General features: G+C 57.4%; 10 protein-coding genes. All 10 read right to left on the reverse strand.

Annotated elements, in window-relative coordinates; all coding sequences use genetic code 11:
* Window positions 1-32 precede the first annotated feature (32 nt).
* The 10 genes from QCE69_RS35650 to wecB all read right to left on the reverse strand — a co-directional run bounded on the left by QCE69_RS35650 (window position 33) and on the right by wecB (window position 14046).
* Entirely contained in the window at window positions 33-1508 is a 1476-nt protein-coding gene (locus QCE69_RS35650; protein WP_309935627.1) for a glycosyltransferase, read from the reverse strand.
* Window positions 1509-1635: 127 nt separating this feature from the next.
* Entirely contained in the window at window positions 1636-4158 is a 2523-nt protein-coding gene (locus QCE69_RS35655) for a class I SAM-dependent methyltransferase (protein WP_309935628.1), read from the reverse strand.
* Window positions 4159-4264: 106 nt separating this feature from the next.
* On the reverse strand, window positions 4265-5350 hold the full coding sequence (locus QCE69_RS35660; protein ID WP_309935629.1) for a glycosyltransferase: 1086 nt from the start codon (window positions 5348-5350) through the stop codon (window positions 4265-4267).
* Window positions 5351-6667, reverse strand: a complete 1317-nt coding sequence (locus QCE69_RS35665; protein ID WP_309935630.1) for a glycosyltransferase family 4 protein — start codon at window positions 6665-6667, stop codon at window positions 5351-5353.
* Window positions 6664-7623: a polysaccharide deacetylase gene (locus QCE69_RS35670; RefSeq protein ID WP_309935631.1), complete on the reverse strand. Its 960-nt coding sequence runs from the start codon at window positions 7621-7623 to the stop codon at window positions 6664-6666. The genes QCE69_RS35665 and QCE69_RS35670 overlap by 4 nt, the downstream gene beginning before the upstream one ends.
* Window positions 7620-8570 carry a polysaccharide deacetylase gene (locus tag QCE69_RS35675; protein WP_309935632.1) on the reverse strand — a complete coding sequence of 317 codons (951 nt, stop codon included), beginning with the start codon at window positions 8568-8570 and terminating at the stop codon, window positions 7620-7622. Before QCE69_RS35675 ends, QCE69_RS35670 begins: the two co-directional genes overlap by 4 nt.
* 132 nt (window positions 8571-8702) lie before the next feature.
* The gene (locus QCE69_RS35680) at window positions 8703-9521 is read right to left on the reverse strand and encodes a hypothetical protein (protein WP_309935633.1); all 819 of its coding nucleotides are present in this window, start codon (window positions 9519-9521) and stop codon (window positions 8703-8705) included.
* 165 nt (window positions 9522-9686) lie between these two features.
* The gene (locus QCE69_RS35685) at window positions 9687-11528 is read right to left on the reverse strand and encodes a glycosyltransferase (protein WP_309935634.1); all 1842 of its coding nucleotides are present in this window, start codon (window positions 11526-11528) and stop codon (window positions 9687-9689) included.
* 9 nt (window positions 11529-11537) lie between these two features.
* Window positions 11538-12818 (reverse strand): UDP-N-acetyl-D-mannosamine dehydrogenase, encoded by a 1281-nt coding sequence (wecC, locus tag QCE69_RS35690; protein ID WP_309935635.1) that lies wholly within the window; start codon window positions 12816-12818, stop codon window positions 11538-11540.
* 91 nt (window positions 12819-12909) lie between these two features.
* Window positions 12910-14046 (reverse strand): non-hydrolyzing UDP-N-acetylglucosamine 2-epimerase, encoded by a 1137-nt coding sequence (gene wecB / locus QCE69_RS35695; protein WP_309935636.1) that lies wholly within the window; start codon window positions 14044-14046, stop codon window positions 12910-12912.
* Between the last annotated feature and the right edge of the window lie 20 nt (window positions 14047-14066).

Here is a 14066-nt window from a genome sequence, read left to right on the forward strand (position 1 = left end):
TGTGCGTCGTTGCAGCCCGAAATGAGGCGAAGCTAAGCGCGCACACGCGCACATCGTTCTGTCCAAGTCCAACGCAACACCATGCCGAATCCCACGCAGACGGTGACATTGAGGGGCACCAGCACAATGTTGCCGCTTTCGAACGCTACACCGATCGTGAACAGCGAATAGAGAAAAGTCAGGACCTCGCCGAGCCACAGAATGGTGTTGATACGAGGCACGGCCGAGTGCAGTTCGTCCTTGCCTTTGGGCGTGCGATTGAAATCGTTATAGACGCCAAACAATGCCCGCACACCACCCACAAAGTAGTACCAGGACATCGGCAGAAACATGGCGATGTACAGGTAGGTGTGCGCGACGCTCATCAATATGCTGGGCCGGTCCTCGAACCGGCCGCCTTTGCGCGCACCCAATGCGTTGCCGACTCCCCATACGGCGACGAGGATGAAGAACATCAGCGCCCCCCAACGCACGCCTGCTCCATCGAAATGAACGAGATAGGTCAGCGGAAGGCTCAGGAGGACCAGCACGTGGATGGCCGCCAGCAGCACGGACGAAAACATCACCGAGATAGCATGCAGGCGCTTGACCAGCGGTAGCGGCTGCAACAGCATTTTCCGCACATGCTTGAACGCGCTATGAATCAGCCCTCGCCCCCAGCGCTCGCGCTGAACCCGAAATGCGCTGATGGTCTCGGGCAACACGGACATCGACACCACGTCACGAAGATAAGCATACTTCCAGTCGCCGAACTGCGCGCGATAGCCGAGGTCCACGTCTTCCGTGACGCTCGAGTCATTCCAGCCGCCCAGCGCGTCGACGCAGGCTTTGCGCCATACGCACGAGCTTCCGCTCAGCGAAGCCATATCGCCGTCTTCGCTCAGGCCTACCGTCACGTATTGCTGATGGCCCATTTCCATTGCCTGGAAGCGTGTGAGAAACGATACATCGCGATTCTCATAGCCGATGCCGGTTTGCAGAAATCCGAGCTCGGGATCCGTGAAACGCGGGATGGTTCGCAACAGAAAATCGACGGGCGGTACGAAATCCGCGTCGAAGATCGCGAAGAACTCGCCACGCGACTGCTGGATTCCGTTGACCAGATTGCCCGCCTTGTGTCCCTTCCGATTGCATCGCTTGATGAGGCGAATATCGATGCCTTGCGCCGCGTGGCCGTCGACTTTCGCGCGCGCGAGTTCAGTGGTACGGTCCGACGAATCGTCGAGCACCAGAATTTCGAACGCATCGGACGGGTAGTCCAGCCGGCAAGCGGCATCGATCAATCGCTCGACCACCCCCGATTCGTTACAGATCGGCAGCAGCACACTCACCCGAGGCCAGAAATCCGGTTCGGGTTCGTGAGGCATATGGTCGAGTTCGGTCAGCCTGCGCTGCTCGACTTTTCGGGAAATCAAGAACACCCGCAGTTCGAGCAAAACGTACAGTGCAAAATAGACAACCACTGCAAGGAACATCGCCTGGAAAAGCCAGGACAGCAATGCGAGCATCGTGATCGGGTCCTACGGCTTAATCACGGTGCAGAGTGCCAGCATGATGTCACTCAAGTCCTGATCTGTTTTCATGAAATCGAAGTTGAAGTCCGGAACATTGTGACGGTTCGAACTTCCTTTTTTCTCAGTTTTTTTGAGGGAACACCGAAACGAGACACGCATCCTTTTCGAACTTCAGTTCGGTCAGCTTGTGCTCGCGTCCTGCGGCCTGCATTTCTGCCTGCCATATTTTGGTGACTTCCTTTTCGTCTTCGCGGATGTAGTCATCGAGAAGAAGGTCGACGCGGGCCGCGCTAAAGCGTTGCATGAGCAGCGGACCCGCGGGATAGCGAGCGTGTTTTCCCGTCGCGGCCGGCGGACCATCGACGATAACGAGCACTCGCTGACCGGCCTCGTCATGCTGTTGCGCCAGGGTGCTCAATTCGCTTCGACAGTTATAGTAGGGATAGGTATTGCCATTGGGAGCCTGCCAATCCTGTAGCGGCGCCAGCATAAGCTGAACTGCGTCTTCCAGACCCGCCTGTACGAGATGGGCACGGGTTTGCGCGTAATACTTGTCGAGGTGATCGAATGACACGAGGCGAGAAGCACGCCTGCCCTCGCGACGAAGCGATGCCTTGGTCAGCGCCTTTGCAACGATGACGGTGGAGATGCCCGATCCGAATTCGATCACAAGGTCATAGTTGTTGGCTTCGATCAGTTCGACCAGATAAAGCGCGAAGTCCTGGCTGACCGGCCAGGTATTCCGTTCACAGCTCAACCGCGGCAGTTCACCCGTCGCATAGTAGTTTTGCAGTCCAATGAACGCCTGTGTCTGTTTGGTCGAATTGGCGATCTCGTTCTTCAAGACGCCATCGAGGTACTTTCGCACCTGAATGAGACTATCGGATTGCTTCTTGAACAGATCGTCCACGACGCCGTTCCGCTGAGCGAGCGTCGATGCCAGTGCCTCGACTTTCTGGACGATCTGCTTTGTGTGTTCCTGACCCGCCCACGTCGATAGCTCAAGCTCTCGCTGCCTGATTTCCAGCGTGGACTTTTCCTTTTCCAATGCTGCCTGAGTCCGGGTGAGCTGCAACAGTTCGCCTTGTCGCTGGGCGGCGAGCGTGGCTTGCTCGTCTCGCGCCCGTGCCAGCGCCATCACCTCTTTCTGAAGCGTTTCATGCCTCTCGGCCAATGCGGATTCCTTGAGTTCGAGTCGGGCGTGAGCTTGACGCAAGGCTTCGATTTCGCCCTGCCGCTGCCCCGCCAGCACGGCCTGCTCGTCCCGTGCGCGAATCAATCCCGCGTGTTCCTGTTCGAGTCCGATCTGAACCTGTTGCGAAGTTTCGATTTCACTCTGCCGCTGCGCCGCCAACGCGGCTTGCTGGTCTCGCGTCCGGGTCAACTCGACTTGCTCCTGTTCGATTCGGGCAATAGCCTGCTTCAGAGCTTCGCTTTCTTTCTGCCGCTGCGCAGCCGACGCGAGTTGCTCGTCTCGTGCCCTGGTCAGCCCAGCGCATTCCTCTTGAAGTCGGGCTTGCGCCTGCCGCAAGGTTTCGACTTCGTGCTGCCGTTGGCTTGCCAACGCGGCTTGCTCGTCCCGGGCGCGAGTCAGTTCGACATGCTCGCGTTCGAGTCGAGCCTGAGCTTGTTGAAGGGCTTTGATCTCGTCCCGGCCCCGCCTCGCCAATCCGGCCTGCTCGTCTCGTTCGCGCGTCAACGCGAAGTTGTCCCTCTCGAGTCGCGCCTCGGCCTGTCGCAACGCTTCTATCTCCTTCTGCCGACTCGCTGCCAGCGCAGCCTGCTCTTCTCGCGCCTGTGTCAAGCCCGTCACCTGGCGGCCCAACTCGGCGCGACGTTCCGAATACGCGCACTTTTTCTTCGCTTCGCGCAAGCGAGCCTGTTGCGCGTCATTGCGCAGTCGCATAGCTTGCCGCGTCTCGGATTCGCTGAACTGCATATCCGAAGGCAAAGCCTCAAGCATGGCTTCGGCTTCGAGCAGCTTGCCTGCCTCATGCAGGCGAAACGCGAGCCATTTGAGACGGAATGCGCGTGGCTCGATCGCGTACGCGCGTCGCGCCAATTCGGCGGCCTCCCCAGGCGCCTTTTGCATCACGCTGCGTGCAACGGCCGTCAAGGCGTTTGCCTGAATGAAGGCCGATACGGAAACGGAAGCCAGCAATTCTTCGACAGCCGCAAGCCCGCCTTTTCGATAGGCGGCGATAGCCTTCTCGAATCCCTTACCGCCGAGTTCCCCTGGTGGAGTCGTCTTCTTTTCCCTGCGCCAGACGCCCAGCAGTTTCGAAGGCGCGGCGAACATTGAAGCGGAAGAGTTCGTTGCCTGAATCAGGATGCCACCAAGCTTGCTAGCCAACGCATGCTCTGCCTCGAGCCGGTGGATCTCCTTCTGCGTTTCAAGCATGGCCTGGGATCGCAGAGCCTCCGCCATCACCTCCGGCAGTTGATCGTCCACCCAATCCAGCGTCACGCTACCGACGATTTGCAATTGAGCCTGAGCCGGAGCGCCGCCATGCAAGCGCTCCAGTTCTACCTGCACAACGTGAATCTGATCGATCAGGAGCGAATTCTCTTCCTCCAGATCCTTGAGTCGTGCCTCTGCTGTCATTTGCCCAAAACTACTCTGGACTTTGTCGATCGTGTTCATGAGGTATCTAGGTATCAATCAATTAACGTGGTGCGGCACGATGCTTTCTCGTAGCCTCAGCGTTCCAGCAGAGGTCTGCGATCGAGACGGTCATCTTGTCGACTCTTCAAATTTTCGCGACCGCGCAGATTTCCGCCAGTCGATGCGACCACGTATGGTTCTGCCGCACGTACTGTGCTCCTGCTTCCGCACGCGCCAGATCCTCCGGCGAAGGACCATGCCGGAGACGGGAAAATACTTCCACCGACTCCTCCGCTGTACTGATCACATGGCAGTAGTCACGAAAATATCGATCTACGGCACGGCTCGGATTCGTCACGGCAATTCCTCCGCAGGCCAGTATTTCCAGCAGACGACGCGAACACATCGTTTCGGAAGCCGTGACAGAGTTCACGTTAAGCGAGGCGACATGTGTCTTGTAGACCTCGGCGGTTTTGCGGTGCGACACCTTTCCATGCATGCGCAACTGGCTTTTCTGTGGAAAGCGAAATTCGAAATGACGCGACAGCCGATCGAAATTGCGATCGAATACATTGATTCGAAGGCCGGATTCCTCGCAGGCATCGAACGCCATGTCGAGAAAATTCTTGCGCTCATGCAAGATCCGCCGATAGTAACTACCCGTGAAACAAGCCTCGTTGCGGCCGAAGCTGAATCCCGTGAAGTTGTGGAATGCAGGCTGATAAGGCATGACCAGCGTGTTCACGGGCACGTGCGCCGGCACGTGCCGACGATAGCGGTCAAGGCACTCCTTGTCCGTCGTGAAAACGAAGTCGAATGCCTTCGCCACGTCGATGAACGCATCGAAAAAAGCGCCGTCGTCCTTGTTCCAGAAGACCGTTGGAATACCGCGATTTCTCGCGAACTCGACCAGGCGATGAATTGCCGTCGGTTTCGTCAGGCGCATCCATTTCGGCTGCTTCGCCAGTTCATAGCGCCAGCTGCCGTCCACGCCATGAAAAGCCGATTCCACGAAGACGAGATCGGGCTTCCACTCGTCGATCACATCTTTAAAATTCGCCGGCGTCAGAACGCGTATCCTGCACTCCGCCGACAGGCAATCCGTCGTGAAGTAATCCGATACGAGCGCGATCTTCAGCCGACCGTACGGTCCCGGCTGTTCGACATCCTCGGACACCCGCGGATATTCATAAACCAGCGTCCCCAACTTTCTGATAACCCTGCCGACCATTCAAACCTCACCCTGCACTGGCAATGCCTCGACCACGAAGTCGCGCCACCGACGCTGCGTGACAGCGTGCTCTCTTGCACGCCTCCCCATTCGACCCAACTCCTCGACATCGGACAATGCCGATTTCACCTTGCGAGCCAGATCCCCGGCGTCACCCGATTTGAAGAACCAGCCCGGAGGACAATCGCCCATCTCGTCGCGAAACACCGGCAGATCGGGAACGATTACCGGCTTGCCCATCGCCAGCGCTTCCACCAGCTTGATGGGCGGAACGATCTGGCATACCTTGAACGGCTTGCGCGGAATGCATACCAGCGCGCAGCGGCTCAACATCGCGCGCGCTGCTTCCGGCCGCATCTTGCCGACGAATCTGATGCGATCGGTCAGGCCCAGACGCCGCACTTGGTCCTCCAACTGCGGACGCGCCTCGCCGTCGCCGATTACCGTGACCGAAACGGGATGTCCCTCGCGAGCCAGCGTATCGACGGCATCGACAAGCGTATCCAGTCCCTCGTAGCCGATCAGCGAGCCGGCGTAGCCGATCGTGCCTGCTTCGACGTTTTGCGGATCGGCTGGAACAAAGCGGTCCGGATCCACGCAATTCGGCAGCAAGGACACGCGATTTGCGTCGACACCGAAATGATCCCGCGCATAGTCGCCAAGCTGCTGGGAAATGACGAATAGCCTGTCCGCCTGACGGGCAACCAGACCCTCCAGTTGCAGACCCTGCCTGAATGCTTGCGACGCCTCGTATTGCGGCATGCGAGATATTCGCGTCAACTCCCACAAACCGCGCATCTCATACTGGAACGGTATGCCCAGCTGGCGTGCCGCGAGAAGTGCGGGCAACGCATTCACATGATTGGAGGCCGCATGAATCACGGCCACGCGCCGACGTCTCGCGATATCCGCGACGACCGCCGCTGCCTGCAAAGCATATTGCAATACCGGACGATTGTTGTAAGGCGCGACCGCATGCTGATAGCGCACGTTATCCGTGATGGTTTCATCACCATGAGCATCGCGCTGGCGATCCTTGCGGTCCCACGGATAACCCGGCCGCGTCAACACATGAACGTTTCCGCCCGCGGACTGCAGGGCGCAGATAACTTCATGAGTACGCGTGGTATAGCCGGTCGTGTGATAGGGCAGCGAACTCGCGGCCACATACAACATGCTGGCGGAATTCGGCTGGTATGGCGTCTGACGGGCGCGAATGCGTACCTGTCGTTCGAGTGTGCGGACGGTTAGCTGCCGGCTCAGGACGAGCCACGGTTCGCTAAACCAGCTATGCAAAGGCTTCACGAACATGCTCATATGGACCGGGATTTCAGTTCGGCAAGTGACAGATCGACGTTCTTGGCCGTCTTGATCTTGCCACTTGCGTGAAGGTCCAGAAAATCCTCTGTCGTGATGACGTCGTAGTCTTTGGTCAGCTTGGCCAGCAGCTTCCGATAGCCCTCCAGACGATGGCTATCCCGATAGGACGCATGTCCGTGCTCGTTCCAGTACAACAGCGACCACGAATGCAGCAGGAACACCGCGAAATCCGGACTGCCGCTGAGCGTGCCCAGAAGAAATTTCCCCCACCAGGGACGGAACCTGAAATAGCTCGACTCCGGGTACGTCAGACGAGTCCACCACTCATCCTTACCCACCTTTGGCAATATTTTCTTTTCAGTAGTGGGTACCTCGATGACGCCATTCGACCAAACATAAGGCTGATTGGTCGGCTCGCTGAAATTGCATTGGCCCGCATGCACTGCACATGTGGAGTTATTGAACGACAACGTAATATCGGCTGCCTTGAGCGCGCGGATCGTATGTGCGTTCCAGCGAAACGAACCGGCTCGATGCGCCCGCACTTTCTTGCCGGTGACTTCCGCGATCAAATTTCCAAAGTGCTTGATGACGAACTCCGCTCGTGCACCATCCGCATATTGATTCATATACTGCGGCTTCGGATTCAGACCATGATCCGCCCAGAAGCTCGGCGGCAAATACTCCGGATGCGTATGCAGCTGCACGTCCTGACCTTGTGCGTCGAGCCAACGCACGACCTCGCGCATCTCATCGAGACGGGTATAAGGCGCGCACATATCGACAAAGAACACATGCCGCGCGCTGAACTCTGCGCCAATCGAGCACATCTCGCGTATTCCGGCCGTACCTTCGGCGTGCTCGCCCCAGATCAATCGTTTGACGTGATCGTCCGTGGCGCGCTTGGGCAAGGCCTCCGTATCGACGGTCAGCAAGGCGTAACGATCTTTCATCTTTTCAGCTCTGCCTTTTTTATATCGACCGCATGGGTCGCACGAACCTTGCCACGCGAATACAGATCCAGCAAATCTCGCGTAGTGATGACCTCATAGTCCTTCGCGACCCGAGACAAAAGGTTTCGATAGCCCTCGAGACGCTGATCATCTCTGTACGTCGCACGCCCTTTTTCGTCCCAATACAGCAAAGACCAGGAATGCATCAGAAATACCGACATGTTGTCGCTGCCGCCACGAAATGCGGATAGCCAGTTCCGGCGCGGCGCAACGTATGGGAAGTAGCTCGACTCGGGATAAGTCAGGCTCGCCCAACGCGCTTCCCTTTCGGCTCGCGGCGGCACATATTTCTCTGTCAAAGGTACTTCGACAACACCGTTCGACCAGCGATACGGGCGATTGGTCGGTTCGCTGTGACTACACCGCTTCATCTGATAGGCCCGCATTGTGTTGTTGAACGAAAGCGGTATGTTCGCCGCCTTGAGCGCCCTGAGTGTGCCTGCGTTCCAGCGAAATGACCCGGCACGAAAGGCGAGAAGGTCTTTACCAGTAACTTCCGCAATCTGCTTGCCGAAATGCTTGAGAACGAATGTTGCTCGTGCGTCGTCGGCGTACTCATTCATGAACTTCGGCCGGGCCTCGAAGCCGTGGCTTACCCAGAAGCTATCGGGAAGCACCTCTGGATGAGCGTGCAGCTGAACATCTTGTCCATCGCGGTCGAGCCAGCGCACCACATCGCGCATTTCATCGAGGCGCTCATGCGTCGCGCACATATCGACAAAGAAGACGTGTTTCGCATTGAACTCGTCGCCGATCGAACTCATCTCGCGAACGCCCGCCGTGCCACTCTCGTGCCGACCCCAAATCAGACGGTCGATGTGATCCCGCGTTGCGCGACCTGGCAACGCTTCGGTATCGACAGTCAGAAGTGCATAGCGGCTTTGCATCTTTTATTGGGCTATCAAGCCATGTAAATCCATTAGAGTATTGAGAACGTTTTCAAGACCCCAGGCTTGATCCGCTCTGTATTGCCGGAGCCTTTCTGGTCTTCGTTGCGCGCAACTTATCCGGGCTTTTCTTCACTGGAAATACGCACCTTGAGGAAAGAGTTCAAGCACATCCCTCCCTTCGAGCAGGCGCCGAATAACCCCCAGCTCCGTCGCCCGAGGTAACGGATTGTGGCCGCTTGCCTTGTCAGCGTATGTAACGAACTTTGAACTTCTTATTAGCTTTCGGGGTTCAGCATATTGAACGTACGGAAGAAAGTGCCTCTCGTAGTGGAAGGCATCCTCCAGATTCTGCGAAAAAACCAAATTGAACGGAGCGTCAAAATGGTGAACGCTGAGTCGCTTGTCATACTTTGCGGGAAGGTCGGCAGGTTTTTCCCCGGGATAGCAGACAGTCGCCATGGCACTGTATGCGGTGCTCCAATACTTCGATGCATCGGTCTGGACGTTGCACACATACAGAGTCGATTCCGCAACGGCGGCTGCGACGTTGAAGCCGGGAATACCGCCGCCCGAACTTGCATAAATCAGGACGTTCTGACCATCGATCTTCAGCGCCGTCAACATCTGCTTGACCAGTTGCGCCAGCATGCTCGCGTAGAACCGCTCGCCCTCTCCCTGAAACCACGCCAGAGACAGAGTCGGCGAGAGCAATAACGTGGGATCGAAGCAAGCCACGCAGTTCGCGTTCAGGTCCTCAAAATAGCTGGATCTCTGAAACGAAGGAACTGGACGCCCCCGGTCAGTGGTCCCCGGCAGAAAGATCACCAGCTTGTCCGACCCTTCAACGAGATTCCACTTGAACGCGAACAAGACACCGCCAAATGAGATCATGAAGGCGTCGCCTCGCGGCGCTTTCATCGCTTGCTCGAAATCAAAGAAGACATGCATGAATCAATTTCTCTTTATCAGATCAGGGCGACGTGGCCTGAACAAGCTGGCAGACCAATCCGCGACGTCGACTCGACGGGAAAATCAAGCTGGAATCGCAGTCGCTGTCGATAGAAAACCGGGTCCCGACTCGTTCGATCGCACCGCGCGTACTTCCCCCTAAGATCACAGCCGGACAACATCCTCTTGCATGCCTTTTCCGACTACGGACCCCTTGGCGGTGAAAAACTCTTCATCGACTTGCCACGTATGACGAGTCGAATCCTTCGATCTGAATTGGATGAAGTTGAAAGGGTCACTCGCGTAGATCGAGAAACCCAGATTCCTCACCGATTCGAGCAGATTCGAGTCTTCGCCGCGATTCAAAGGCGCGAAGCCCGTCAGTGCCAGCACATGCCGCTTGATCACGAACGTCGGCCCCGCCACGAACTGGGTGGGCTTGTGCCGTTCTCCCTTCATGCGCAGCAATGTTTCGTCTCTGCCTTCCAGATAGACGAACACCTCGCGCTTTCCAACGATTCCCCAATTACCGAAGCGGAACGGAATCAGCATGTCCGAGAGGTAATTCTCGAAGTAGAAGTCATCGTCATCCATTTTGGCGACGTACTCGCCGGTGGACGCGGCAGCCGCCCGATTCAGGCGCGCTCCGAGGGGTGCGTCGCTATCGTCACGAATGATCGTGATGGTGCCGATGTTCGACTTTCGCTGCCTCAACTTCTGGTCAAGCTCCGACTCCTGCGCCTTCGAATACCCCTGAATCACGACAACCAGGTCGCTATTCGGGTGCGTTTGCCGGCAAACATTGGTGACGATCCGATCGATGAAATGCGGGCGGTTGCTGGCCATGATGATCGAGACCGAAGGCTCGGTGTATTCGCTCGCATATCCCAGCCCACGACGAATCTGATCGGCTCGATGTGCATAGGTGTGCTTCTGCATCACCTCGCGATAACCTCGGTGAGACAGACGCAACCACGCCCACTCGTCGTTCAGAAGATGCTTCGCGAGTTCGTTCGCCTCGGCCGCATTCTTCGCAACCTGAACGATGCCCGGGAACTGTTCTTCGATCGATCGGGACGGCGTGGAAATCACCGGCGTACCGCACGCGAGCAGCTCGTAGACTCGCCGCGACATCATGGTCGGCGAATCCGTGATCGTGTTGACGTTCAGGAACAGCTTGTACCGCTTGTACACGTCGACGATTTCGGTAAACGGCACCGCGTCGCGAATGAACGGCTTATATTGCGGCGGATAGGCATATCGATCGTTTTCCAGCTTCGACATGCGGTCGTAGATATCGCCCTTGAAATCGATGATCGTAGGGAGCAGATTGTTCATCTGATCCTTCCGATCATCATGACCCACGGAATAGTATGAGCCGGCAAAGCATACCGTTCCTGGCTCTTCGTTGAAGCGGCCAGACGGGTTACAGAGCTGCGGGTTGGCGGCAAACGAGAGCGATTCGACACGAGCGCCCGGAACGTCGCGAATATAGTCCGGCACCTTGTTGCTGTCGGTCGTAAAGATCACATCGCATCGGGAAGCGATCGGCATGAAGCGGTCGTAATGCATCGGGTCTTCCTTGTTCCAGAACAGAACAGGAAGTCCCTTTGCCTTGGCGCTGTCAATCGCCGCGCACAATGCGCCTGCGTTGTGATGTTTCAGTCCTGGAGAGGTGAAAGCGTACTCCCACTCTCCCTGGTTTCCTTTCCAGCAGCTCTCAAGGAACAGCGCGGGACTCGACAATGATTCGATCTGGGCCTGATAGCCGGATCGGGCCAGAGGGGTCAGCGAGAATTCGGTCTTCCAGGACGCTGCAGAAATTTCGTCCAGAATGGAAAAGAACCGAACCTGCTTTCCCGCCATGCGCTTCTCGCATAGCTCCAGATTCACGCGGAAGTACTTTTCGCCAATTTTCTCTGCGGCTTTCTTATAAAGTTCAAAAGCCGTTTGATAATTGCCGCGATCGAACTCCTCGCGAGCGTGCGGCACCAATGATTGCTGCATTGACATCTCTTATACCTTCGCGACCTGGCCAGACAATAGACCCGCGGCATCGATGAGTCTGCCGTGGTCGCTGATCTCTTCAGCCGCCTCGATGAACGGTCGATGCTTCACCAGAACGCACACCACATCGGCGTCGGCCAATGCGGCGGTCAACGGAGCAAGCGTCACGTTACGCACGGCAAGCTTGTCCGGAAGTTCGGTCACATTCGGGTCGACCGCGAGCACCCGGCAACCCAGGCGGGCGACCTGCTGAACGATTTCCACAGCCGGGCTTTCGCGCAGATCATCGATGTCCGGTTTGAATGCGAGGCCGAGACACGCCACTTTGAGATCGCTCGCGGAGTAACCCGGCCGCACAGCCAGCAACTCGGTAATCGCCTCCTTGATCTTGCCGATCAGCCACTCCGGCTTGTGGTCGTTGACCTCACGCGCCGTGCGGATGATACGGGCCTCCTCGGGCGTGCTATCGACGATGAACCACGGATCGACCGCGATGCAGTGCCCGCCCACGCCGGCGCCGGGCTGAAGAATCTTCACGCGCGGGTGACGATTCGCGAGGCTGATGAGTTCCCAGACGTCGATGTCGAGCTTGTCGCAAATCATGGAGAGCTCGTTAGCGAACGCAATATTGACGTCGCGGAAGCTGTTTTCCGTGAGCTTGCACATTTCGGCTGTGCGAGCATTCGTGGCGACCAGCGCGCCGTCGACGAAAGTCTTGTAGAGATCCATAGCCTGCGCGGTGGCCGCCTGCGTCATGCCGCCGATGACGCGGTCGTTGGCCACGAGCTCCTGCACCACGCGACCCGGCAATACGCGTTCCGGACAGTACGCGATCTGGATATCGGCGGTTTCGCCCGCCTGCTGCGGGAACGTGAGATCGGAGCGCGCTTCGGCCAGCCAATGCGCCAGCTTCTCGGTGGTGCCCACAGGCGAAGTGGACTCGAGAATCACGAGATTGCCTTTGCTCAGGACCGGGGCAATCGACTTGGCGGCGGCTTCGATATAGCTGAGATCCGGCTTGTATCCGTCGGTGAACGGGGTCGGCACCGCGATCAGGAACGCGTCGGCAGCTTCTGGCTTGGTCGTCGCGCGCAGGTACTTCTCGGTCACTGCCGCATGCACGAGGATATCCAGCTCAGGCTCGATGATATGAATCTTGCCCTGATTAATCGTGTCGACAGCATGTTGATTGACGTCGACGCCGATAACTTTTTTCTTGCGCGAAGCAAACAGCGTGGCGGTGGGCAGGCCAATATATCCCAGGCCGATCATGGAAATGGTACTAAACATGGCAGTTGTTTTTCTATGAGCTGGATTGTTAAATATCTTTGGATATGCTCGGGCGCTTACTCGTCTTTACCGTAGCTGCAAACGCGGATCATCACTTCCCCGGCGAGGAATCAGAAACCCGCTTCCAAACATCGCGGATACGCGCCGCCGCCTTCCCGTCTCCGTACGGGTTATGGGCGCGAGCCATGAGTTCATAGGAAGCGGGATCGTCAAGCAGACGGTTGGCTCCAGCCACGATAGCGGCGGAATCAGTACCGACCAGTTCGACCGTACCGGCGTCGACCGCTTCCGGTCGTTCCGTGGTGTCCCGCATGACCAGCACAGGTTTTCCGAGCGAGGGCGCTTCTTCCTGCACGCCGCCCGAATCGGTGATCAACAGCGCACTGCGGTCCATCAGATAGACGAACGGCAGATAGTCCAATGGCTCGATCAGGTGCACATTGGATACATTCGCGAGAATGCGACGGACAGGCTCCTGCACGTTGGGATTGAGGTGAACCGGATAGACGACTTCCACGTCTCCTCGTGAAGCGATATCACGCAGTGCAAAGCAGATGTTCTCGAAGCCGGCGCCAAAATTCTCGCGACGATGGCCCGTGACGAGGATGAGACGCTTGGTCGAATCAAGGAAATCAAACTGAGTCTCGAAGCGCGTGCGCACCGTTGCGTCGTGCCGCACCCGCTCGACGACGTCAAGCAAGGCATCGATAACCGTATTGCCGGTGATGTAAATCGAATCCGCCTGCGTTCCTTCGCGCAACAGGTTATCGCGCGATTTTTCCGTGGGCGCGAAATGAAGGTCGGAGACCGCGCCGGCAATGCGCCGGTTCATCTCTTCCGGCCACGGGGAATACTTGTTCTGCGTCCGCAGACCCGCCTCGACGTGCCCGACTCTTATCCTGGCATAGTAGGCGGAAAGGCTCGCCGCCAGCGTCGTCGTCGTGTCGCCGTGAACGAGGACAATGTCCGGCATCCATTGCCGGTAAACGTCACGCATGCCCAGCAGCACGTTGCAGGTGATGTCGCTCAGGTCCTGATTGGGCTTCATCAGATTCAGATCGAAGTCCGGACGAATGTCGAAAAGATCGAGCACCTGGTCCAGCATCTGACGATGCTGAGCCGTGACACAGACCTTGACCTCAAAGGCCGGATCGGCGGCGAGCGCTTTGATTACGGGCGCCATCTTGATGGCTTCCGGGCGAGTGCCGAAGACAGTCAGAACTTTCATATTTTCCCGTTACGCATACT

The organism is Caballeronia sp. LZ032, assembly GCF_031451315.1.
Lineage (GTDB): Bacteria > Pseudomonadota > Gammaproteobacteria > Burkholderiales > Burkholderiaceae > Caballeronia.